At 47.6% G+C, this 23,816-nt stretch carries 23 protein-coding genes; 9 read left to right on the plus strand and 14 right to left on the minus strand.

Annotation, left to right across the window (positions count from 1 at the left end; translation table 11 throughout):
• Positions 1–133: 133 nt before the first annotated feature.
• Positions 134–2,554, minus strand: coding sequence for an ABC transporter permease (locus OL444_RS06320; protein WP_264734072.1), 2,421 nt, complete (start codon positions 2,552–2,554; stop codon positions 134–136).
• A gap of 1,183 nt (positions 2,555–3,737) precedes the next feature.
• On the opposite strand from OL444_RS06320, the gene OL444_RS06325 reads away from it, so the two are divergent.
• The gene (locus OL444_RS06325; RefSeq protein ID WP_264734071.1) at positions 3,738–5,777 is read left to right on the plus strand and encodes a putative phage tail protein; all 2,040 of its coding nucleotides are present in this window, start codon (positions 3,738–3,740) and stop codon (positions 5,775–5,777) included.
• Between the two features lie 83 nt (positions 5,778–5,860).
• Here OL444_RS06325 and OL444_RS06330 read toward each other — a convergent pair whose 3' ends face one another.
• The 4 genes from OL444_RS06330 to OL444_RS06345 form a co-directional block, all read right to left on the minus strand.
• Entirely contained in the window at positions 5,861–6,460 is a 600-nt protein-coding gene (locus OL444_RS06330; protein WP_264734070.1) for a hypothetical protein, read from the minus strand.
• Positions 6,461–6,600: 140 nt separating this feature from the next.
• Complete coding sequence (locus OL444_RS06335) at positions 6,601–7,152, minus strand: hypothetical protein (RefSeq protein ID WP_264734069.1); 552 nt, start codon at positions 7,150–7,152, stop codon at positions 6,601–6,603.
• A gap of 2 nt (positions 7,153–7,154) precedes the next feature.
• A complete protein-coding gene (locus OL444_RS06340) occupies positions 7,155–7,625 on the minus strand; it encodes an RNA polymerase sigma factor (RefSeq protein WP_264734068.1) in 471 nt (156 codons plus the stop codon).
• Between the two features lie 117 nt (positions 7,626–7,742).
• Complete coding sequence (locus OL444_RS06345) at positions 7,743–8,276, minus strand: DUF1697 domain-containing protein (protein ID WP_264734067.1); 534 nt, start codon at positions 8,274–8,276, stop codon at positions 7,743–7,745.
• Between the two features lie 31 nt (positions 8,277–8,307).
• On the opposite strand from OL444_RS06345, the gene OL444_RS06350 reads away from it, so the two are divergent.
• Complete coding sequence (locus tag OL444_RS06350) at positions 8,308–8,985, plus strand: SMI1/KNR4 family protein (protein ID WP_264734066.1); 678 nt, start codon at positions 8,308–8,310, stop codon at positions 8,983–8,985.
• Between the two features lie 91 nt (positions 8,986–9,076).
• Entirely contained in the window at positions 9,077–9,409 is a 333-nt protein-coding gene (locus OL444_RS06355) for a DMT family transporter (protein WP_264734065.1), read from the plus strand.
• A 6-nt stretch (positions 9,410–9,415) separates the two neighbouring features.
• Here the strand turns inward: OL444_RS06355 and OL444_RS06360 are convergent, their stop codons facing one another.
• A complete protein-coding gene (locus OL444_RS06360; protein ID WP_264734064.1) occupies positions 9,416–10,156 on the minus strand; it encodes a DUF4184 family protein in 741 nt (246 codons plus the stop codon).
• A gap of 165 nt (positions 10,157–10,321) precedes the next feature.
• Between OL444_RS06360 and OL444_RS06365 the strand changes: the two genes are divergently transcribed.
• The 3 genes from OL444_RS06365 (at position 10,322) to OL444_RS06375 (ending at position 13,118) form a co-directional block, all read left to right on the plus strand.
• Complete coding sequence (locus tag OL444_RS06365; RefSeq protein WP_264734063.1) at positions 10,322–10,846, plus strand: YceI family protein; 525 nt, start codon at positions 10,322–10,324, stop codon at positions 10,844–10,846.
• 356 nt (positions 10,847–11,202) lie between these two features.
• On the plus strand, positions 11,203–11,649 hold the full coding sequence (locus tag OL444_RS06370) for a hypothetical protein (RefSeq protein ID WP_264734062.1): 447 nt from the start codon (positions 11,203–11,205) through the stop codon (positions 11,647–11,649).
• A 188-nt stretch (positions 11,650–11,837) separates the two neighbouring features.
• Positions 11,838–13,118: a DEAD/DEAH box helicase gene (locus OL444_RS06375; RefSeq protein WP_264734061.1), complete on the plus strand. Its 1,281-nt coding sequence runs from the start codon at positions 11,838–11,840 to the stop codon at positions 13,116–13,118.
• A 39-nt stretch (positions 13,119–13,157) separates the two neighbouring features.
• Here OL444_RS06375 and OL444_RS06380 read toward each other — a convergent pair whose 3' ends face one another.
• The 4 genes from OL444_RS06380 to OL444_RS06395 all read right to left on the minus strand — a co-directional run bounded on the left by OL444_RS06380 (position 13,158) and on the right by OL444_RS06395 (position 15,451).
• Positions 13,158–13,781: a hypothetical protein gene (locus tag OL444_RS06380; RefSeq protein WP_264734060.1), complete on the minus strand. Its 624-nt coding sequence runs from the start codon at positions 13,779–13,781 to the stop codon at positions 13,158–13,160.
• Between the two features lie 82 nt (positions 13,782–13,863).
• A complete protein-coding gene (locus tag OL444_RS06385; RefSeq protein ID WP_264734059.1) occupies positions 13,864–14,451 on the minus strand; it encodes a YceI family protein in 588 nt (195 codons plus the stop codon).
• Positions 14,452–14,493: 42 nt separating this feature from the next.
• The gene (locus tag OL444_RS06390) at positions 14,494–14,931 is read right to left on the minus strand and encodes a DoxX family protein (protein ID WP_264734058.1); all 438 of its coding nucleotides are present in this window, start codon (positions 14,929–14,931) and stop codon (positions 14,494–14,496) included.
• Positions 14,932–14,998: 67 nt separating this feature from the next.
• Positions 14,999–15,451, minus strand: coding sequence for a MarR family winged helix-turn-helix transcriptional regulator (locus tag OL444_RS06395; protein WP_264734057.1), 453 nt, complete (start codon positions 15,449–15,451; stop codon positions 14,999–15,001).
• Positions 15,452–15,580: 129 nt separating this feature from the next.
• Here OL444_RS06395 and OL444_RS06400 point away from each other — a divergent pair, with 129 nt between their 5' ends.
• Positions 15,581–16,330 carry a CPBP family intramembrane glutamic endopeptidase gene (locus OL444_RS06400; protein ID WP_264734056.1) on the plus strand — a complete coding sequence of 250 codons (750 nt, stop codon included), beginning with the start codon at positions 15,581–15,583 and terminating at the stop codon, positions 16,328–16,330.
• 93 nt (positions 16,331–16,423) lie between these two features.
• Positions 16,424–16,954 carry a DinB family protein gene (locus OL444_RS06405; RefSeq protein WP_264734055.1) on the plus strand — a complete coding sequence of 177 codons (531 nt, stop codon included), beginning with the start codon at positions 16,424–16,426 and terminating at the stop codon, positions 16,952–16,954.
• Positions 16,955–16,962: 8 nt separating this feature from the next.
• Here the strand turns inward: OL444_RS06405 and OL444_RS06410 are convergent, their stop codons facing one another.
• The 3 genes from OL444_RS06410 to OL444_RS06420 all read right to left on the minus strand — a co-directional run bounded on the left by OL444_RS06410 (position 16,963) and on the right by OL444_RS06420 (position 20,637).
• Positions 16,963–17,703, minus strand: a complete 741-nt coding sequence (locus OL444_RS06410; protein ID WP_264734054.1) for a 3-oxoacyl-ACP reductase family protein — start codon at positions 17,701–17,703, stop codon at positions 16,963–16,965.
• 99 nt (positions 17,704–17,802) lie between these two features.
• On the minus strand, positions 17,803–18,312 hold the full coding sequence (locus OL444_RS06415; protein WP_264734053.1) for a DinB family protein: 510 nt from the start codon (positions 18,310–18,312) through the stop codon (positions 17,803–17,805).
• Positions 18,313–18,354: 42 nt separating this feature from the next.
• Positions 18,355–20,637 (minus strand): glycosyl hydrolase family 95 catalytic domain-containing protein, encoded by a 2,283-nt coding sequence (locus OL444_RS06420; protein ID WP_264734052.1) that lies wholly within the window; start codon positions 20,635–20,637, stop codon positions 18,355–18,357.
• A gap of 136 nt (positions 20,638–20,773) precedes the next feature.
• Between OL444_RS06420 and OL444_RS06425 the strand changes: the two genes are divergently transcribed.
• Positions 20,774–23,020 carry an alpha-L-rhamnosidase N-terminal domain-containing protein gene (locus OL444_RS06425; protein WP_264734051.1) on the plus strand — a complete coding sequence of 749 codons (2,247 nt, stop codon included), beginning with the start codon at positions 20,774–20,776 and terminating at the stop codon, positions 23,018–23,020.
• Between the two features lie 52 nt (positions 23,021–23,072).
• Here the strand turns inward: OL444_RS06425 and OL444_RS06430 are convergent, their stop codons facing one another.
• Positions 23,073–23,444, minus strand: coding sequence for a transmembrane 220 family protein (locus tag OL444_RS06430; protein WP_264734050.1), 372 nt, complete (start codon positions 23,442–23,444; stop codon positions 23,073–23,075).
• Positions 23,445–23,816: the final 372 nt, after the last annotated feature.

Consider the following 23,816-nt stretch of genomic DNA (forward strand, 5'->3'; position numbering starts at 1 on the left):
GGGTTGCTGATAAAAGATAACAGTAATCAATAGCCTGGATACCAGAACATTTCATCCTGGTGGTTACCACTCCTTAAAAGTATAAAAGCATTTCCGGTTACAGAAAAAATGTTGACCAATAGGCTGCCCGGCTTTATTCTGCCTTGAGGCTATTTACCGGATTGCTCAGCGCTGCTTTGATGGCCTGGTAACTGATGGTAAAGAGTGCGGTAAGCACAGCCAGCATACCTGCGCAGAGGAAGATCCATCCACTGATTTGTATGCGGTAGGCAAATTCCTGGAGCCATTTTTCCATGATCCACCAGGAGAGCGGCCAGGCAATCAGATTGGCGATGAGTACCAGTTTCAGGAAGTCTTTGGAGAGCAGGGCTACTATGCTGGTAATCGTAGCCCCCAGCAGTTTGCGGATACTGATTTCTTTGGTACGTTGGGCCGCGGTAAACATGGCCAGTCCCAGTAGTCCCAGGCAGGCCACCAGGATGGTGAGCGCGGCAAAAATGCCCAGGATATGGCCTGTTTGCTCCTCGGTATGGTAGGTGTGGCGGAAACGATCATCCATAAAGGAATAATAGAACGGTTCTTCCGGTTGCAACGTCGTCCATTGTTGCCGGATAGCCGTCAGCAAACCGGTGATATCGGTGGTGGCGGTTTTTACGATGACGGCGCCGGATTGGTTACCAATGGTCATGACCAACGGCGAAATACGCTCGTGTAATGATTTGAAATGGAAGTCTTTTACCACACCGATGACCCGGTAGGTTGTTTTTACGCCCTCATTGTTACGGGAAGAAAGCGTATGTCCGGCGATGTTAGTCCCCCATCCGAATGTTTTGGCGGCGGTTTCATTGATAATCACTGCGCCGGAATCGGTGGCCATCTCTCTGGAAAAATTCCGGCCGGCAACCAGCTGCATCCCCATAATCGGAATATACTGGTCATCTACTTCATACCGGAGTGTTTTTAATACCTGATCCGGATGATCATCTGTATAAATATTGAAATTATTATAGTAACTGGGTCCTGCCGGGAGATAACCGGAGATGCTCACACCCGCTACCCTGGGGTCTTGTAGTAATTGTTCCCGGAAGGTGGCTGCATGTGATCCCAGTGCCGTGGCTTCCGGTAATATCAGCAAATGTTCTTTATTGTAACCCAGTGCTTTCTGCCGGATATAGGAAAGTTGCTTATAAACAACTGTGGTACTGATGATAAGTGTGACAGAAATAAAGAATTGAAAAACAACCAGCCCGCTGCGCAGGGAGATATGTTTGCCGCTGGCGGTAAACTTCCCTTTTAATACAGCAATGGGGCGGAATGAGGAGAGGAAGAAGGCCGGGTAGCTACCTGCCAGCACGCCGGTGAATAAACAAAATAACACCATGCCAGGCAGTAATAAAGGATGACTGCTGATATGCAGCGACAGTTTTTTCCCTGCCAGGTTATTAAATGCGGGCAGAACACCTTGTACCAATACAATAGCCAGTAATAATGCGATGGAGGTGAGCAAAATAGATTCCAGCAGAAATTGCCATACCAGCGATGTTTTGCGGGCGCCCATTACTTTGCGGATCCCCACTTCACGGGCCCGCTTGGAGGTGCCGGCAGTAGATAAGTTCATGAAGTTGATACAGGCAATGAGCAACATAAAAGCGGCAATGGCACCAAAGATGTAGATATAGCGGATATCTCCGCCGGATTCCAGTTCAAACATCAGGTCGGAACGTAGGTGTATATCCGTGAGTGGCTGTAGATAAAGACCTATGTCATTGCCTTTGCTGCGGAAGGAGGCGAGGCTCATTCCCATGGCTGTCAGCAGTTGTGGACCAATATGCTTTTCTACGATCTGTGGTAGTTTAGCTTCCAGTTTTTTATAGGAGGTGCCGGGGGCCAGTACCAGGTAGGTATAGTAGCCGGAAACCATCCAGGAGGTATTATCTGCTTCAGGCATATCAGTCAGAGACCCCAGGATGTCAAAGTGGAAATGAGATTGGGCCGGAATGTCTGCCATGACGCCGGTCACTTTCACGGTATTTTGCCGGTTGTAAAGGTGTAGCAGTTGTCCTACCGGATTTTCATGTCCAAAGTATTTGAGGGCCATTTGCCGGGAGATCACCACGGAGCCAGGCGTCTTCAAAGCAGTGGCCGGATCGCCCTGCAGGAAAGGCAGGGTAAATACCTGGAAAAAATTGGGATCTACATAAGCGAGGGCATTGCTGCTAAAGGTTTTATTGCCCGCTATTACCTGTGGTCTGCCGCTGTCATGTAAGCGGGTGGCTATTTCCACTTCCGGAAAAGCGGCAGATAAGGTAGCTGCTACCGGTGGCATCACATTGGCTTCTTTCATGGCTTCGCCCTGTACCGTGCCTCTGAAAACCACCCGCACTATTTGGTGGGCCTTTTTATTAAAACGGTCGTAGCTGTATTCGTTGCTGATAAAAAGCAGGATGATCAGACAAGTAGCCATACCCAGGGTAAGTCCGAAGATATTAATTGCGGTAAATGCCTTGTTATGCCGCAGGTTACGGAAAGCTATCTTAAAGTAATTCAGGATCATGCAAGCGTTTTTATATACTACGGGTGTCGTGAAATGATCAACAGTATTGATCATCCTAAAAAATGCCATGAAATAATAATGTTGACAATCAGTGTCTTGCGGAAAACGAAACAGCGTGATATGTCCGCTTATAGCAGCGCTGTTGTCCGATTTTGAACAATGGCTATACGCCAGCCGTATCGTTACTCCCTCCGGGAAAGTTAGGCGCTTTTAGGAGTATAGTTATTTCCCGGTATGGCTTTTTTCAGGATATAGTTGTCAGCTGGCTGGTGTGGAAAGGATACGTAAGAAAAGTCAACCGGTCAGGAAGTAATCAAACCTGGTGGGTTGGTGGCAATGGTCTGTCATTTTTCAAAGACCATCGGATATTCATTCGGTTGTTGTGGAGGAAGCTTGTTTTTAGCTAGTTATACAAGCTGAAATATTGTTAAAAGGGAGATAAAAAGGATGAACAATTGGTGGCAGAAAATATTTTATACTACCTTCCGTTTGTCCATGTAAAGCATTGGTGACCGGTGTAAAAAGTACAACTGTTATCGGCATTCCTCAAAGATGCCTGCCGCCGCAACAACCTTTAGATAGAGGTGTTGAAAGGGCGTAGCGTAGACCGGTTTTGTCATACTTTAAGGGATTTGAAAAGAAGTTCAGCGATAGGTAGCCTGATAAGGGCTTACGTATGGCAGATCAGCTGGTGGTAATAAATGATGTAAAGAATTTAAGCAGATTATGTCGGGAGAAATAACAGCGATAAATGTATCGGTAAAGGATGATTTGAAATACAGGTGTAACTGTTAGTTGCAGGTACAAAGGAGATGTAAGGATTGTCTGGATAGTATGGGTAATGACTACCGGGGCTGAATAAATGGTTGCACGGCTGCCAGATAGGATGGTGGCTGAATGCAGCGGGAAGGTAGTTGAAGGAAAAATATTGCGTGAACAAGGGGCTGCGTCTTTGTGATAGCGGTTCGTGGGTGTTTTGTTTTGTTGATAATAGTTAGGATTCCATATTATGTATTGAAGTAAATAATATAAAACCGGTATAAGTGTCAACCCATTCCCTTTAAATCTTATCTACCTGTAAAATGGTATTGCATTTGCCTGTAGTAGTTAATTAACGTACATCCAGTGCGTAGTGTAACACTACTTTTGAAGGGTGATGATTACTGATCTCAAATAATATCTGATGAGAATAAATAGCATTCATGCGTTAAAGCAAATACCTGTGCCGCTGTTGGATGATGTATACCATGTTGCAGGATATCGGGAGCCGGGAGATGGCGGTGGCGGTGTATTTTACTGGGATAATAACGATACCGTATCGCCGGATAATATGGGGACTGTACTCACAGGTGTCAATACTGCCGGCCGCTGGAAACGTATCTGGGAAGGAGGTTCGGTAAATGTAAAATGGTTTGGCGCAATCGGCGATGGCCTCGCAGATGATACGGCTTCCCTGACCAATGCTTTCCGGTTCAATGTTTTTATTCCTGAAGGGAAATACCGGATTTTATCCCCCATTATCATTGAACAGGATATTATTCTTCAAAGTGCCAGAAATGCAGTGATTGATATCAGTGCCATTACAAATGCGCCGGCATTGGTGTTTACAGGTACTTTATCTGCGCCGGTTCCTTTACTCAATGATCTGCAATCCAATGATACCCGGATTGACTTTGGCGGCTTCTGTAAAAAAGGAGATCTGATAAAACTGGAATCCACTGAAAAATGGGATACCACCAATTATATCAAAGGAGAACTGTGTGAAGTGGATAACTATGGCGACAGTACCCAGGTTACCAACGGCATCTTCGATAGTTATAGCGCCGCACATACTACGGTTACGGTGATCAATTATATTCAGGTAGAGATCAATAACCTGACATTGTATCATCGGGGAGGCAACTGCTCCGGACTGAATATCCGGTATGGGCGGCAGGTACAGCTGCGTAATTGCGCCGTCATCGGCAGTGGAGAAAGAGGCATTGAGATCCAGGAATGTTTTGGCGCCAGCATTGTAGATGGTTATACCAACAGCGATTATTATACCGGCGGCAACACCAACTACGGATTGGTAATTGCCAGCAGCCAGTATGTAAATATAACCGGTGGCTTTTATAAAGCAGGTCGCCATGGTATTGCAGCCGGCGGCACTTATCCCTGCCGGTATATTAAACACACCGGTATTACGGTAGATAATGATCCATCATCTCCCGCTGCAGCCCTGGATGCACACGCCAACGGCGACTATTTCGATTATACCGGTATTACCTGTCTGAACGGTGCGCTGATACAGGCCAGGAATACCCGTATCAGCGACAGTACTTTTAAAACCATCCAATATCCCAGGTGCCTGGAATTGTATCCTGCTGCAGCCGGCGGGTATTATATCCTGGATAACCTGTCGCTGGAAAATAATATTGATAACTGCGCAGTGGGTATATTTTCCCTGCTGGAAAACAATACCATCGACCTGGTATCCCTCACCAATATAAAAGCCACGGTAGCTGGTGATGGCGTACAGGAATATGCTATCTACCGCATCGATCAGGGCACTGCCGGCCTGCATATCAAACAACTGTATCTCACTAACCTGACAGCCGTCATCCGGAAAGACGCCGTTATTTCCAGGTATATCCTGGCAGTGGGCAGCATCTCCCCGGCTATATCCGTAGGTAACATGACAGTAACCGCCTGCCATTTGGATGGCGATAAACAACGGTGGGCCCCTTTCTATCTGCGTATAACCAGTGGAGAACTGCATATTGCCAAATGCCTGATGAAAGCTTCCAGCGCACCGTTGGCCTCCCAGTTGCTGGCTACTCCGGCATGTAATGTAACCCTGAAAGAAAATATCCTGGACAGCAACTATCAGGCAGCTTTTTATTTTTTTCATCAGGCCGGATTATTACGGATCACAGAAAATATTATCCGCAACAGTACCCGCGCCGGCATCCGTATACAGGGTGTAGCCCTTTGTATTTATGCAGATAACCAGGTAACACAGGTAACAACACCCTGTGAGTTGGTGGAGGTAGAGAAATTTGTAAATGGAATTAATCAGTGGGGAAACTACTGGTTGTATGATGATAAGCTCCCTGTTGCCGGTACCTGGACGACCGGTGACCAGATAATTGCCCGAACACCCGTGCCAGGGCGGCCCCGGGGCTGGCGCTGCGTTACATCAGGTACACCGGGTACCTGGGTGAGCGAAGGTAACCTGTAAAAAACAAATGCTTATAAACATAGCGGTCGGCCGAATGATGATGCGGCCGACCGCTATGTTTTATCGTATTACAACAACGCTGATTAGAAATTAAAGAGCGTCGCTAAGGTAAATACATTGGTTTTATCACTGCTCAATCCTCGCATATAAGCGGTTTTTATTTCAATGTTCTTCCTCGCCATTCTACCTACCCCGATACGTACGCCCGCATTACCGGCAGGACCGGAGGTAGAAACTGTATTATCTGAGCGGTAACCGTAGGCATAGTTATTTTTCCATCTTTGACCCTGGTTACTGAAATTATAGGCATATCCTGCACCTACAAAAAATCCGAACCGGCTACCGTAATGCGTAGTAGCGCCACAGCCAAAGTTGAAGTTCAGCATCAACGGAATATTAATAATTAATTGCAGGTTGTTGTTTTCGACTACATCATAGTTGTATACATGATAATTATAATTGCCACCGAGACCTATACTCAGCGGAACACCTACAGATAAAGAGGTATTGTTTCTTTCCAGAAAATGTAGCCGGGGCGAATAAGTGAGCCCGCCCATCGCACGGGTATCCATATACGCTGAGTTATCCACAAATAGCTGAACGCCCGCGCCGTGTTTGAATGTTTGTGCAAAAGAAGAAAGACTGGCCATACATATTACTACCAGCAGAAAGCATGTTCTCATGAGTTGTAGATTAGGGATTGGGAGTGAATGGTTTATATTACAGGCTGCAAAGGTATGGCGTTTATCCATCCGGATAAAACAAAATGTAAGCTAATAACATCATTTAACAAACAGGAAAAGCTGGAGAAGAATACCGGTCGTTATACCGGGGTGCCCAATTCCTGTATTATCTTATGTACCCGACGTATACGCTGTTGCCAGACAGACCAGAGTGCATAAAACTGTGTAGCCATTACCGTTATCAGTAACAACAACAGGCCATATTTTGCAGTCGTCCATTGAACCGATAAGAGGAAGAAGGTAAAGATGCCAGCCATACCCAATACACGCAGGACGACCGACAGGAAAGCATATTTTTTCAACTGTTGTAACTGCAGCTGCATGGTGGGCAATACCTGCCGGGTGATGTTTTGCTGCCGGGTGAGCCATAACCCCGCCAGGTTATACAGGAGTAGAGATATGACAGAAATCACCAGCAGGGCATTGAGATAAAATGGTTTCCGGTCACCGTCAAATGCACTATAATATACCAGCAGTAAAGTCAGGAAGGCCAGCGATTCAATCACCAGCTGGCGCCTGATCTGTTTCAACACCGGGGAGCTGCGTTGCCGGATCAGGTGACTAAGGGTAGCAGTATCCGTGGTGGCAACAACGGGGTTTTGCCAGGCTGATTTTAAAGGGTCTGTTTGCATATTTATTGTTTAAGGAGATGTTTGATTTTTGTTTTGATTCTGTTGAGTTTTACGCCCACATAATTTTCTGCGATACCGGTAACGGCAGCAATTTCCTGATAACTCAGGTCTTCCAGGTAGAGGGCGATGATCGCTTTTTCTGCGTCGCTCAGTAATTTAAGTGCCGCGAAAAGCGCTTCCTGCCGGATGTTGGGTGGACTGTCGGTGGGCGGTGGTTCCGGTAAAGTGTCGGTATACGTAATCTGGGGCCGGCGCTTCCGGAAAGGCGCCAGTGCGGTGTTCAGGGCAATACGGTATATCCAGGTACTGACTTTGGATTGCTGTGCAAAAGTGCCATACGATTTCCACAGCTGGTAAATCATCTCCTGAAAAAGATCTTCCCGGTCTTCCGGTGTGTCGCTGTACAGGCGGCACAGCTTGTGCAGCAAGGGTTGATGCACCTGTATCAGCTGCAGAAAAGGCTGTTGTTCCATACGGGAATGTTTAACTGAAAGTAAAAAGCCATAGTTATCAGTAATGCTTTTTAGTATTAGTTGCAACAACAGCGTAAAAACTTACAACACGTATCTGTTTTCTGAAACAAGCAGTATTTATAATGCGATGACTTTATTGACCGTGGCCCAGTTACGCACAGTACCGGGAATGCCCAGCTTTTTATCCAGCTGGCTTACATCCAGTGGCCCCTGGACCAGTTCTTTCCGGACGAGGAAATAGATTTCGCGGTCCATGAGATGGATGGTGGTAGCGGGTGATTGAAAGGAGGCGACCAAAGCTGCGGCATTTTCAGGCGGGGTCTGAGACAGGAACATCACATATATCTGGAGAGTTTTATCCGGCACGATGCCGGGAAATGGTGTCTGTGCAATAACAGTAGTCATTTCTGCCACAGTTCTCAGCATCACGGGTACTTCAAAACCATAGGTAGTATGCAGTAGTTTTTCCAGTTTTTTGGTGAGCGACGCAACGTTGGTGCTGGTGGAGTCAAATAGTACATTGCCGCTTTGTATATAGGTGGCAATGCCTTTGAATCCGGCGTCGGTCATGGCTGTGCGCAGGTGTTCCATTTTTATGATCCGGTTGCCACCTACATTAATGGCTCTCAAAAAGGCAATGTACCTGGGCATATTTTTACGCTTTACTTAGTAAGTTTGTTGGATGAACCACTATTTACAGATTATCCGCAAATTATACAACTTATCCGAGGATGCAAACCAGGGTTATACAGAAGAAGTACTGGCAGCAATGGAAGAACGATTACAGATACAGCTGCCGTCATCTCTGCGGCAGTATTATCTGACATTAGGTAATAATAAAGTAGTGAATGATACTTTCAACCGTTTATTAACACCGGCAGATACAGGTTTTACGGAAGATGACTACCTGGTTTTTTATGAAGAAAATCAGGGTGTGGTATTGTGGGGAATTAAAAGAACAGATCTGCAACAGGATAACCCTCCCGTTTATGGTACCTATAATCCTGCCGGGCAGGAATGGTTTTTAGATGCCGGTACCACGGAGAATTTTTTATTGTCCATGGCTTACTGGAATGGTGCTTTAGGAGGTTTACCCCACACCGCCTTTACCGAAGAGGAAGCCGATCTGACAGCAGAAAACATCCGTATCATCACAGATAACTGGCAGGAATTGTCTGGTATTTCTCATCAGCTGCTGCGTTTTTTCACGAATAGGGAGGAGGAAATTATAGTTTGTACCACCGACGAAAAAAGAGCGATCAATAGTATTTATGTGGGTACCCACGACGAAGCCATTTTTCAGGCTATTATGGAGCGGTTACCGCTGGAGTGGATGTATCGCAGCGACTGGGATGAGTGAGGTCACGCCTGTTTTTATGCCGGATAAAAAAATAATTCTTTTGTGATAATCTGTTTTATTTGCCGGAAGCGTATCAGATAAAACATGGAGCATGATGAAATATATCTTCCTGGCTTTGGCCATTATCCTTGAATTGATCGCCACCAGTGCGCTGAAACAGTCGGAACAGTTTACCCGTTTATGGCCTTCAGTGGTGTCATTGGTGGGCTATGCGCTGGCCTTTTATTTCCTGAGTCATACATTAAAGAGTCTGCCGGTAGGTATTGCCTACGCGATCTGGTCGGGCGTGGGTATTGTGCTGATCACCATTATCGGGGTGGTGTTTTATAAACAGATACCTGACTGGCCCGCCATTGTTGGCCTGGCATTGATAGTTGCCGGTGTACTGGTGATTAATATCTTTTCTAAAACGGTGGGGCACTGAGGTAGCTTATGCCCGGTTGCCCGGCCGGTATAATAAAGAAGTAAGCAGAAACCCATAAAAGATCCCTCCCATAATGACGGCCAGGTAGTCGATCTGCTGACAGCGGATTGGATGCAGGTATTCATTGATCACCAATACCAATACACTGGCAAAAGCAACTGTCACCCAGAACCGGGTTTTATGGGGGGCCGGTAATACAGCATTTTTGGGGATCATGCGTATTTTCAGAAAAACGTAAAACAGGATGGCCAGTCCGGCTACAGAACTGAGGTATTGAAGCAGGTACCAGGTTTTGATGGTATGTCCGGCAATGGTGACCGTTCCTTGTAGCAGAGGCATTCTGATGGTGAAATACCCGTGCCCGTGTGTGAAGGCATCTAGAAAGAAATGGGTGAGCACCCCTATAATAATAGAGAAGGTGACTACCAGGTAGTGCTGCCGGAAGTAGGTATCCCAGTCGAAATACCGGAAACGATTGAGCCGTTGGGCGGCCCACTCCGGGGCGTAATGCAACAGGCTGCTTTTAAGGAGGTAATGATACAGATAAGCCAGCAGGAGCGATAAGGGTATATCATATACAAAGATTCCCCACCATTGATGCCCATCCTTGAAATAGGGATTCAGCAGAATAAAATAGAGAAAATCTGGTACCATACTGCCTATCATTAAACCCGTGGCAGAGAGGTACCGGCGTGGCGCGCCGGTCAGTGGCGTTACTATCGCTATGTGCGAAATGGTGAATGGCATCCCTGTTAAATTGATGATAAATATAATTTGTTTCGGCGAATTAAAACGGCAGGTAAATGGGTAGAATGTGCAAATCGTCCATCATTTCCGGTGTTTTATCCAAGTATCATATGTGTTGTAACGTGTACTTTTACATAGTCTTTGAAAACAATTAAACAATGTGCTATGACAAACTGGAAAATTGATGAATCACACAGCGAAATAGGCTTCAAAGTTAAACACCTCATGATCACAAATGTGAGTGGCTATTTTACCCGTTTCAGTGGTAGTATTCAAACCGAAAGCGACGACTTTCACGATGCCAGCATCTCTTTTGAGGCAGATGCAGATAGTATTGACACACAGAATAAACAACGCGACGAACATTTAAGGAACGGCGAATTTTTTGATGCCACCACCTTCCCGAAAATCAGCTTCGTATCCAGAAAGGTGAAGAAAATAGATGAGGAACAGTATAAACTGGTAGGGGATCTGACGATTAAAGGACAAACACATCCGATTGAGCTGGAAGTAACGCATGCGGGAGTAACGGTAGATCCTTGGGGCCAAAGTAAAGCAGGTTTTGCGCTGAAAGGTCGCCTGCACCGTGCCGACTATGGTTTGCGCTGGAATGCCAGCACCGAAGCCGGTGGAATTGTACTGAGCGATGAAGTAAAACTCAATATGGAAATTCAGTTGGTGAAGTCATAGTATAGGGTTTATATAGAAACTGTTAAAAAAGACGTATAGCCGTAGGAGAAGTATCTCTTATAGCTATACGTCTTTTTGCGATAGGTATGATAAAGATACAGCGTGGATATGCTGAAATTTTTGTACGAAGGTTTATGCATATGATAGATGAAAGGAAAGAGCATCCCCAACTATCTGCTAAAAGTAATAGCTTCGCAGCAAAACAGTTATAACCCTTTATCCCGGAATGCCAATAGGCATCAACGCACCAGGTATATCATCATCGTATTGTTTTTGGCTGCCTGTATAAAAGGTAAACAGGATATGTATGATGAAAGCCTGTATGTCAATACCGGATGGATGAAATTTCAAATCGTATGAAAGCCTTAATAGTTATTACTTTATTACTGATCGCTTATTTGGTGATTTATTTCAGGCGCAGGCAGGCTGTCAGCAAAGCGGGTAAAGCCACCCAATTGCTGAAAGACAGCTGCACCAGCCGCCTCACCATAAAGGCTGCGGACTGTGAAGTGAAAAATACCGAAAGCTGGGAAGAAGTAGAAGATATGCCCAACACGAATATTCGCGTCATAGATGGCCTGGGTGGCAAAAGCCATACGCATCAGACGCAGGTCATGCGGTCGGTGATCGTCTATGGGCATCTTTTCCCGCAGCACGGAAAGGCGACTTTTGTATCTCCCACGTTGAGAATAGATAAACAGTCACTGCTGCTGCATTTGATGGCGCAGCAAACGATAAATGTTTACTACAACCCGCATGATCATCAACAGTATTATTTCGATCTGGCTTTCCTGGATCGCTGAGTATAAAATTATCTGCCACATACAGGCCCGGGGATGTTTCCCGGGCTTTTTATTTGCAAGGGAGGGTAATGGAGGCTAAACCTTGTATGGTAGCGGCTAACCGGCTGCCGGAAAAACCCGTTATGGACGTTGGGAGGCAATATGCTATCTTTGTACCCTGGCACATCGCCGGAGATTAATCACCGAACATGAAATTTGAACAATATAATATCTCCCCGGAAATAAAGGAAAGCCTGGAGGAACTGGGTTTTAAACGCCCTACAGATATACAGTTTAAGGCAATTCCTTCTATTCTGCAGGGAGACGATGTAATGGCCATTGCACAGACAGGTACCGGTAAAACAGCAGCTTTTGCCATTCCTATCCTGCATCGGTTGCAGCAACAAGACCGGAAGTACTACAAAGACCGGTACGAAGTAAAATGCCTGGTAATGGTGCCTACGCGCGAACTGGCTATACAGATCGCCGCGGTATTCCAGTCTATCGGACAATATACCGACCTCTCCATCCTGGCCCTGGTGGGCGGTGTGGAACAAGGTCCGCAGATCAAGGTGCTGGAAAAGGGTGTGGACGTATTGGTCGCTACCCCGGGTCGTATGTTTGACCAGATCAACCAGGGAAATATAGACCTCAGTAAAGTACAGACCCTCATCCTCGATGAGGCAGATCATATGCTGGATCTGGGCTTTATCCGTGATATCCGGGATGTGATCAAACACATTCCCCGTAAGCACCAGACACTGTTTTTCTCTGCTACGCTGAATAAAAGCATTAAAGACCTGGCCTACTCCGTTGTGGATAATCCGATCCGTATTCAGATTTCCCCGCAGGACCCGGTGTCGAAAAATGTAAGCCACGCCGTGGCGTATGTAGCGATGGATGATAAACGTTTCTTCCTGGAACGGATGGTAAAGGATTTTCCGGAAAACAAGATCCTGGTATTTGTGCGCACCAAGGTACGGGCAGAACGCGTGTTCAATGCCATGGAACGGGTGGGTATCAAAACCCTGACGATGCATGGTGGTAAAGAACAGGACGACCGGCTGGAAATTATGGAAGAATTCCGGAAAGGTGATATCAAGGTATTGATCACAACAGATGTAAATGCCCGTGGTATTGATATTCCGAATGTGGATTATGTGGTCAACTACGATTTGCCGGACGTGCCGGAAAACTATGTGCACCGCGTAGGTCGTACAGGTCGTGGTGTGCAGAAAGGGCAGGCAGTATCTTTCTGTAGTGAGGAAGAAAAGCCAATACTGGCGGAGATTCAGAAGTTCCTGGGGAAAGATATCCAGGAAATGAAGATCGATAAAAATGATTACCGGGAAACCATCAGTTTTTCAGAAGATATTCCTAATGATAACTGGCAGTTGTTGCTGGATCAGCACAACCAGGAAATGGACCAGCTGAAAAACAAGAAGAAAGGTAAAAAAGCGCCTCCTGGCAAGAAGGCTAAGAAAAAATAAGGATGCGGTGCTGCAGGTAAATGCAGCACCGTTTTTATTTTAATAGCCCAGGGCAGCGTAATGCTGCTGGGCTTTATTCCGCAAGTCGATGTTGCCGGGAGATGGATCCAGCAAGGCATTGAATAAAGTTAACCCGTATAGCAAAGGAATGTTGGCCGCACGTACCTGCTGATGCAGGAGGTCCATCTTCCAGTCGGCCCCGGCAAACTTCGACCGGTATTGATGTACCAACTCTTCATAAAATTCTTCACACTCCGTTGTTTCAAACCAGGCCGCTACGGCATAGATACCCGCTAACTTTCCCAGCAGCAGCATTTCTCTTTTTTCATCGGCAGTAGGGCGGCCATAAAAGCACTGAAAATAGATCGCGATCAGACTGATGCCAGCCGCGCAACCCGCCAGTGGTATACTTTGCCGTTCACCGGCTAATAAGATCAATACTACCGCAGCCATGATGGCGGGCATACGTATAAAACCAGCAATTACACTCTGGCGGTGGCGCCGGATCAGGTGTTTCTTAACATGATTGGGATCAGTGGCATCTACGAGCAGGGTTTCTTTTGCCTTGATTGGAAAAGGGGCGGTAAAAAATCTTGTTTCGATATAGAACTTGTTGTATCGTTTTACCTGGCCTAAAGCGATGGTGCCAATAGTAAAGATCATAGGTTTTTGGCCGTGAAGGTAAATAAAAAACGGTTCCGGCATTTGCCGGAACCGCCACTCAAAAACACGTATAATAAAAAGACTATTGTTTTACGATCTCAGTATTGATCACGATTTCAACAGTAGGTGATACGGCATATACGCCGGAAGGTAATTTGTCGGCATATTTTACACCAAATTCCAGTCTGTTGATGGTAGCTTTAGCGCTAAAACCAGCTCTTTTCAGACCCCATGGATCTCTTAATAAACCACCGTAAGTAACGTCGAAGGTTACACGTTTGGTCGTGTTGCGGATGGTCAGCTCTGCCAGCAGCACATATTTGGTGCTGGTGATTTTTTTGAAGGCAATGGTTTTCAGCGAGAGATTAGGAAAAGCAGCGGCATTCAGAAAATCGTCTGTTTTCAGGTGGGCGTCACGTTGGTCTACACCAGTGTTGATGCTGTTGGCATCTACATCTGCTGTAATTTTAGCCTGATGGAAGTTAACGGTATCCGCTGTTTCAACGGAAATGTTGTATTTGGTAAAATGTCCCTGGATATAGTTGATACCTAAGTGTTTTACACTGAAGATAACATTGGTATGTGCAGGATCGGCATTCCATTTAACCTGCGCAAAAGTAGTGATGCCAGCCAGTAACAGGAGGGCGGTGAACAGAAGGTTCTTTTTCATGTTTTGTTGTTTTTTTAGGTAGATGAAAGATGATTGTATGGTTTATTTGTTCGTGAGTTTTCCGTCTATTGACCAGCGTCCCGCGCCTTTAATTACCAGTGCGAGATTGATGCCGATTACCAGTAAGTGATATTCAAATCCTTCCCCTGCCTGTGTGCCACCCCAGTTCATAAAGAAACCGTTGGCTGCATGCATGGAAATTGCGACCAGCATAATAACGGTTAGTAACGCAGCCCAGATGCGGGTGGTAAATCCTAAGAGGATCAGTAATGCGCCGATGCTTTCTGTCATAATCACCATAAAAGCCAGTATTGCGGGTGTACCGTTGGAAGTAAAGAAGTTCATGGTCGCCTTAAAGCCATAGCCGCCGAACATGCCTAATAACTTCTGGGCGCCGTGTGGCAGCATGACGAGGGCTACTGTGATGCGTATAATAAAGGAAGTCAGGTGATGATCTGTTTGTAGTAAACGTTTGAACATGATAGTGTGTTTAAATTTATATAGGTTGATACATATATTGTATATACAATAGTTGTGGCAAAAAAATTTAACTCCGCAGTTTATCCAGCAGCATATTCAATTGCTGTGCTTCTTCTTCCGTAATTTTTTTGACAATTTCCCGGTCGGCCTGATGCATCAGCGGGTCCAGCTCTGTCAGCAGGGCCATACCCTTATCCGTGATTTCAATTTCTACCTTACGGCGGTTGGATTCACACTGGGAACGGGTAAGCAGGCCTTTCTGGCGCAGCTTCTCCACCAGCCGGGTGGCATTACTCATTTTATCCATCATCCGCTCCTGAATGTCCAGGAGATTCAATGGCCGGGGCTTGCTGCCACGAAGAATGCGTAGTACATTATATTGCTGGGAAGATAAATCATACCGCTTCAACACCTGCGCTATCGCCACTTCCAGCCAGTTGGCTGTAAATACAATATTTAACATGGCCTTCTGGTATTCGTCCTTGAATCGTGGTTGTTTTATGGCTTCTTCCAATCTCATAACTACAAATACAACTGTTGTATATACAACAAAGGTAGCTGTATTTTTTAATCCGCCAAATTATCAGCCGGAAATATTTCCGGAAAGACCTGCCGGATTAATGTAAATTCAACAGATAAGTCCGCCGCTATGATTGGTCACGCTCTCCTCAATACCTTATGTACAGTTCTCCTGACCTTACTACTGATGGTGCCCTGGTTACCGCTGAAAAGAAAATCAGCGAGAACAGCCATCTGGCTTTTTGCGGGTATTTACCTGCTGAATGAATGGCTGATGGTAGTGGGCAGTGCCCTGCAGGAGCAATGGTATCCGGCCCTGGGATATAACTGGCTGGGCAAGGGGGTGAGCCTGGTCGTAACCCTTTTACTGATTCCACTGGTCATACGCACGAAGCAGCCCTATGCAGCGGCAGGTTTGCGTTTATCTGTAGTGCCCGGGTCGGTGCCTGGTTGCGTGTTGATTGGTGTGGGCCTGCTGCTGCTGAAAGCATACTTTAATTACACGGCTACCGGTACAGAACTGGTAACAGCCGAACGCTGGTGGTACCAGGCTACGTTGCCCGGCCTGCAGGAAGAACTGTTATTCCGGGGCGTATACCTTTGGTTGGCAGGTATAGCCTGTAACAGGTCCGGTAAGGAGGAGGAACCCGTATTTTCTTCCCGCGTCATCTTATTTATCGCGGTATTGTTTGCGCTGGGGCATAGTTTAAGCCTGACCCTGGATACCGGGCTGCATTTTAATCCGTTTGCCTTTGCTGTAGCCCTGCTGAGTGGCTGGGTATATACCTGGATCCGGGTGAAGAGTGGTTCCCTGCTGCTACCGGTACTATTCCATAACCTCATTAATATAGGCATTACCGTTGCGCAGGTGATCAAATAAAAAAAAATGAAAAAAAAGTTCAAAATCTCAAAAAGCAACTGACATAACGTTGTCACAAGGGGGTGGTTTCTTTGTATCATAAAACCTGACAACATGTTATACACAACCACACAAACCACCGCTACTGACTTATCTGAACTGGTAAAAGATTTTGCTGCCTACAATTTATGGGCTAACCGTACCATGATCAACTGGCTGACTACCAAGCCCGAAGCATTGCTGGAACAGGAAATGACCTCCAGCTTCCCTACCATCAAAGCTACCCTGCGTCATATCTGGAGCTGCCAGGACTGGTGGCTGGAAGTGATGAAAAAAAATAACCCGGCGCTTACCTACGGAGAAGTATATACGGGCACTGTGCAGGAGGCATTGGAAGGTTTATTGCAACAATCCGAAGAATTGGTTGATTATCTGTCTTGCCTGTCTGCCGAAGAATTACAGGAAGCCTGTGAAGTAACCATCCCTTTTACCGGCGATTTCAACGTACCCCGTTTTGAAATGGTACAACACTTAGTCACCCACACCACCTATCATCGCGGACAAATTGTAACCATGGGACGCATGGCAGGTATTACCGATGCGCCCATGACTGATTACATGTATTACGTATTGCTGGCCCGTTAAGGCCGTGATTAACTGTTGAGACCTCCGTCTACCGTCAGGGCTGTACCATGGATATAGCCTGCTTCCGGAGAGGCCAGGAAGGCTACCGCCGCAGCAATATCATTGACATGACCATAGTGTCCCAGCGATACATGGCGGCGTTGATCATCCGCATGCGGACCATCTGCCGGGTTCATGTCGGTATCTACCGGACCAGGTTGTACCAGGTTAACAGTAATACCACGTGGGCCCAGATCGCGGGCCAGCCCTTTGTTGAAGGCGGTCAGCGCAGATTTACTCATGGAATATAAAGTACCGTATGGACCCACTACCCTATCGGCCATACAGCTGCCAATGGTAATGATACGACCTCCGTTGCCCAACTGCCGGGCAACGGCCTGAGAGGCAACAAATACTGCTTTTACATTGACATCCATTGTCAGGTCGTAATCTTCCAGGGTATATTCTTCAAATGGTTTCATGAAGGCAATACCGGCATTATTAACGAGTATGTCTATACGCCCGAAAGCAGCAATTGTTTTATCTACTGCACTGATCACGGCAGCAGGATCCGCTGCATCTGCCAGGATGGCCAATGTACGGTGGCCGTCTTTTTCCAGCTTAGCTACTACGGCAGCTGCTTTGTCGGCGCCTCTTACATAGGTAAAAGCAACTGTGGCACCTTCCTGTGCTAAACGTTTTACAATGGCCGCTCCCATTCCGCGACTACCTCCTGTTACCAGGGCTATTTTATTTTCCAGACGTTTCATAAAAGTATTTTTTTATGACAGCAAAGCTATGCTGGTAGCCTGAAGTAAAGAAGAGCGGCATTAATTGTTAAATACTAACCTTTATGTTAGTATCAATAGCTACAGGTATCTTTCGCGGAGAATCTGCAGGTGATGTAGCTGGTGTCCGACCGTTGTAAATCCCATGGCCAGTACCGACATTTCGTATTTCCAGGAGATGCCGGTGCGTAGCAGCACTTCGTCCGGAAACCCTTTATACATCGCAATGGTAGCATGTCGCACAGCGATCAGTTCTCCCAGCACTTCCGCCACGCTACGGTGATCCACAAAAGAATTATCGGCATACAGGTCCTGATCCATACCGGGTGGAATAGCTTTATCATTACGGGCATACAGCAACGAACGAAAGTTGAATATCCGCTCTGTATCAGTGATGTGCTGCAATACGTTTTTAATACTCCATTTACCTGGTGCATAGGCATAATCGCCCCGTGGCTCCAGTTGTGCCATATCCAGGTTTTCCAGGTCCTGCAGCGATTGGGTAAGTGCTGCAGCCAGCGTGATGTCCGGTACTTTGCTGATATAGGTGTCGTAAAACTGCGGTGCAGGATAGATCGCTGATTTTTTCATAGCTGTTTGATTGTAGCGTAAAAGTACATACAATATCTTCGTTTACTCATAGCCGTTATGCAGCGTAAGGTGCCCTCCTTTCCTGAAACTGATTTCCATAAAACCATCTTTCACCTTCCGGCTGATGACACCTTTTTCCCCGGAGATGATCCAGGTATGAAATGGCAGCAGCAACCTGGCTTTCCCACCTTGCGTGGCCCGGATGGTAATGTTGTCTGTCTGCCCGCCTGTTCTGCCGGCACTGACGAGAAAAGCGCCTTGTGTACGCAGATCCCGGAAGTTCATCTCTTTCCAGCTGTCTGGTACAGCCGGAAAGACGTGGATATACCCGGCATAGCTTTGCAGCAACATTTCTTGTACGCCCGCGGCAAAGGCGAAGTTACCTTCCAGCGTAAAAGGCCGGTAGGTGAAACCGGAGTAGCCGGATTTGGTTTGATCACCATTGGCGTGGAAGCTGTTGGGCAAACAGAATGCTTTGGCAAAGGTCTGTAAAGCGCGGGCAGCGCCTTCCCCATCCCGGGCACGGGCTTTCAGGTTGGCCAGCCAGGAATACGAATAACCGCACCAGCCCTGTGGGCCAATACTATCCAGTACCTGCAGCGACCGGCGAATGATGGCCTGATCGGCAGCGCCGTTTTCCCAGTGGAGCAATCCCAGCGGATAGATGGACATCAGGTGAGAGAAATGCCGGTGGGAAGTGGTATAGGGTGTATTTTCTTTTATCTGTAAAGACTGATCTGTTCCCAGCGCCAGCGGAGGCAGCGCCGCTTCCAGTGTTTGCCAGTGAGCCGCTTCCTGTGGCAACGATAAGGCCGTGGCCATTTCCTGCGCCGTGCGGAAGGCATATTTCATCAGCGACAGGTCGTAATTGGTATTCTGATAGGACCAGGCACTGATATCATTATCATTAAATTCAGGACTGGAACTAATGGGTAGCTGCCGTTTACCATTGGCCTGCGGGCGGGTTACCGATTCCAGAAATTGTGCGGTTGCTTTAGCCCAGGGATAGGCCTGGCGGCGCAGAAAAGCGGTATCCATGCTGTAGCTCCACTGCCAGTAAAAATGCTGCGATAACCAGGCGGATATGGTGGGAGAACAGGCATACTGTATCCAGCCTCCCATTGCTTGTCCGTCGAGCGTTTGTACACCGGGTACGTTCAGGCCGGCAGCGGTAAAATATTGTCGCGTATATTTTTCACCGGCCGCTTTGGTTTTACCCAGCCAGTTGGTAAAAGAAGCGGCTTCTTCGAGGTGATTGGCGGTATAGGCGGGCCAGTAGCTCAACTGGGTGTTAAGATCATTGTGTACATCTCCTTTCCAGGGCGGCAGGCGGCCATTGTCTGCGGTCCATACTGCCTGCAGGGTGATCACAGGTGTGTGGCTGCGGGCTACGCTGCCGAATTTGTATTGTTCCAGGTACCACTGTTTTTCGATGGTGCTGTCTGGCAGCTGTAATGCTGATTTGGACCAGTATTGCTGCCACCAGTGGGTATGCTGCGTATACGCGTTGGCGTAAGTGGTAGCGCTGGCGCTGCGAACAACGTTGGCGGCAGGTGTAGCCGGTTGCCGGGGATAATGGGCCGAAATACTCCAGGTGCCTTCCAGGATACCGGGGCCGGGCCTTTTCCAGGTAACGGCTATTTCATAGGTAAAGCCGTTCCACCCGGGTTGCCGGTACAGGATCGTTTGTCCGTGTACGTTAATGGTGCCTTGGGTGTAACCTAGTCGGGCCAGGTCGTCGCCGGCGATGGAGCCACCGGCCGCCTGATCTTTATTGCCGGTATATTGCGGCGCCCGTAGCTGGGGTACAAAATCCGGGGCAATATTTTCAAAACGGAACCAGCCTGTGGGTTGGGTGGCATGCACGAAGGTGCGTAGCGTAACGCCATTTTTCCACTGTACCCGACATTCAGCTGTTGCTATGTTCAGTTGTACGTCGGTGGCAGCTCCCCATAGCCGGGTATCGAATTCCAATGCGCCACCAGGAATTTTACACGGCGCTGGTTGTGCTTCATAAGGCGCATCAAAATATTGTTGTACAAGTGCGTAGTTGTTTTGCTGTACCTGTTGGGCTACCCAGTCATAACGGAATTCGGGCCGGTTCAATCCCTTCATGGGGCGCAGGTCCCAGAGGTTGGAACGGTCCAGCGAGAAACGCAGGTGATCGCCCTTTTGCCAGATAAGGGCGCCCAGGGTACCGTTGCCCAAAGGAATACCTTCATCCCATACGGCAGCAAGGGTGGAAAAGTGCAGGTTATGCTGCGGCGCCGGTTGGGCATACGCCCACGGACCTGCCAGCAGTAAAAAAAGCAGACAGTATTTCATTGTTCGGAACTGTTTGTAACAAAGAAAATGTTTTTATATCATTTTTTTCGGGAAGAATAGATGGCTGGTGACGGCGCTGCCGGACAAATTTAGTATTATTGATATATTTAATATATTTGTGCGCAACAGCCTTCCTATGAAAAATCTACAACAGTATGCACGGGCGTCTTTCCTGACGCTGTTCATCGCTATCTCCTTTTTACACCTGATGGCACAGGCTACAACAGGCGTAGCCGCAGTAAAGCCACAGCAATGGAACGCACAATGGATTACTGCGCCGGGTGCTATCGCAGGCGAAGCAGGTCGTTACCTCTTCCGTAAACAAATAGACCTGAGTGGTTACTCCGGTCCGTTTATTATCCACCTCACTGCGGATACCCGTTACCGTTTGCTGGTCAACGGCCGCCTGGCAGGCATCGGGCCGGCCCGCGGTGACCTGGCCAATTGGTACTACGAAACAATTGATATTGGTCCCTACCTGAAATATGGCAACAACGTGATCGCTGTAACTGTACTGAATTACGGCGCCTGCAAGCCACATGGTTTGTTTTCCATGGCTACCGGCCTGCTGTTACAGGGAAGTACGCCACGGGAAGCTGCTCTGGTGAATACGGGTACAACTTCCTGGCAGGTGCTGACAGATCCGTCGTTCGACATCCACCCGCTGAAAAATACCACCGGCCGTTTTTATGGCGCCTATGCCGGCGATAGCATACAGGCGCAATATTATCCCTGGGGCTGGGAGCTGGCAGATTATAAAGACAGCAGCTGGGAGCAGGCCGTGCCTACCGGCCGTGTCCACCTGCAAGGTACCAGCGCGCCTTCCTGGCGCCTGCTCACGCCTGCAGCATTGGGCGCATTACAGCAGGAAGCTACCCGTTTCAAAACAATTGTTAAACAAACCGGCGTCACTGCGGATTCTGGTTTCCTGAAAGGAGTACAGCCACTCACCCTACCGGCTAAACGAAAAAGTACCTTGCTGCTGGACTATGGTCATTTTACTACCGGATTCCCGGAAATACTGTTAAGTGGAGGCGCAGATGCTACCGTGAAAATAAATTACCTGCAGGAGCCGGCGGGGCCGGCAATGGTACAGGATATCATGGTGCCGGATGGGGGCAAACGACGTAGGTTTTCTCCATCGGGCTACCGCAGCTTCCGGTATGTACAGCTGGAAGTGGAAACCGGTAAAACACCACTGATCATCGAAGATTACTGTCACGTATATACGCAATATGCTTTCACCGATAAGTCGGTATTTCAGGGTGATGCAGTCACGGAAAACGCGTGGCGGCATGGAAGCCTGCTGGCGGCTGCCGGTGCACAGGACAACCTGTATAACAACCTGTGGGAAGAACAACTGCAATACGGGCAGGAAGCCCGGATACATGGGCAGGCCATCTTATGTTTCTCCGGTGATGACCGCTTGTGGCGCAATGCCTTGTTACAGGCAGACCAGTCACGTATTCCGGAAGGACTGGTACGGCTGCGGTATCCGGCAGACGACAGGATGGTGCATATCGCTGATGCCCTGACCTGGATCGGTACCATACAAGACTATCTCCTCTACCGCGATGATAAGGCGCTGGCTAAACAACTGCTGCCAGGTATCCGCCAGATACTGGATTGGATGAACCGCTACCAGGACGCGGCTACCGGCCTGCCGGGGAATATGCCTTACCGCGATTCCATGGCCATAGCACCTCTCACCATGCAGTACCTCTATGCCCTGCGGCAGGGAGCTGCGGTGGCCGGCTACTGTGGCAGGCCGGAAGATTCCCTTTCCTGGCAGCGTACGGCAGATAAACTCCGGGAAGTGATCTATCAGCAATGTTATGATACCGACAAGGGCTTATATGCGGAATCACCGGATAAGAAAACGTTTTCTCCCTATACCAGCGCCCTGGCGATATTGGCACAGGCGGTACCGCCCCGGCAGGTAAAAGGAGTATTACAGCGGTTGTTGCACGATAACCAGGTGGCATCACTGTCGTTAAAGGAACAATATTATCTGTTGAAAGCGATCCAGGAAACAGGCATCACGGGAGAAGCAACACAACTACAGGCGGCGCTGCTGGGGCGCAATACAGCCGGCAATGAAGCGGTGAGCTGCGTGGCGAACCTGTTCCTGCTGGGTATAACGGCGGGGATTCAACCGGCATCCTATGGTTTTAAATCGGTGCTGATAGCTCCCGATCCGGGTAAGTTGCCGCGCCTGAAAGCAGTGATGGCCCATCCCGACGGCGGCACAATAGAAGCAGACCTGACCTTTACAGATAATCGTGTAACCGGTACCGTTAAGCTGCCCTATGGCATAACTGGCCGCTTCCGGTGGAGGGGAAAAGACATCTTGTTAAACGGCGGGACACAGCAAATCAGGTAACAGGATAGCTACTGTTTGCAGCAGGATAGGATACCTGCTGCAAACAGTGGTGTTACGATCGTTTTTTAGCATACACATAGTTAATCCCCAATACGGCGATACAGATAAATAACCCGAAAAACTCCCGGGTATCTTCTATCCAGGGCTTGGAAGCTTGCATAGTGGCGGCAATGTTCTCCGCATCATGTTGGGTAACCCAGTCTGCTACACCGTCTTTTGTGAAAAACAGGTAAACAGCATATACCAGGTAAACGAGGATGCCGCCGACATACCACCTGCGGTAAAAGCGGGCACGTGCTGCGAGCCAGCAAAGCACCGACGCATATAAATAGATAGGTATCCATACATAGGGATCAGGGTCATTATATTGTAAGCCGGCAAAAAGGAGGAAGGCAATACTCCAGAAAATATTGAACACTTTCATCGTAAGTAATTATAGCTTAAACATACATAAAAGAATGGCAGCAGGGAAATGACCACGAAGATTAGCCGCACGATAATTTTCTAAAAAAAATGTTAAAACAACCCTTGCTTGAGCTAAAATATTGTTATATATTCGGCTTTAGGTAAAAAAAAATTCCACGAGAGGACTACCGTCTGGTTCAGACACAGAAAGTATTAATGTGCTTCTCACTGTTTATTGGCTTAAACGCTATAGCTGCAAATAATAAAAAAATGATCATCATGAAAGGTGTATCCTGGTGAATAGGCATGTTATGCACATATTCCCCATTGTTACTATTTAATTGTTGATAAGACACTTGTTCACTTGCTGTATTGCCTGCAGGGCCGTCGT

The organism is Chitinophaga nivalis (assembly GCF_025989125.1).
Classification (GTDB): domain Bacteria; phylum Bacteroidota; class Bacteroidia; order Chitinophagales; family Chitinophagaceae; genus Chitinophaga; species Chitinophaga nivalis.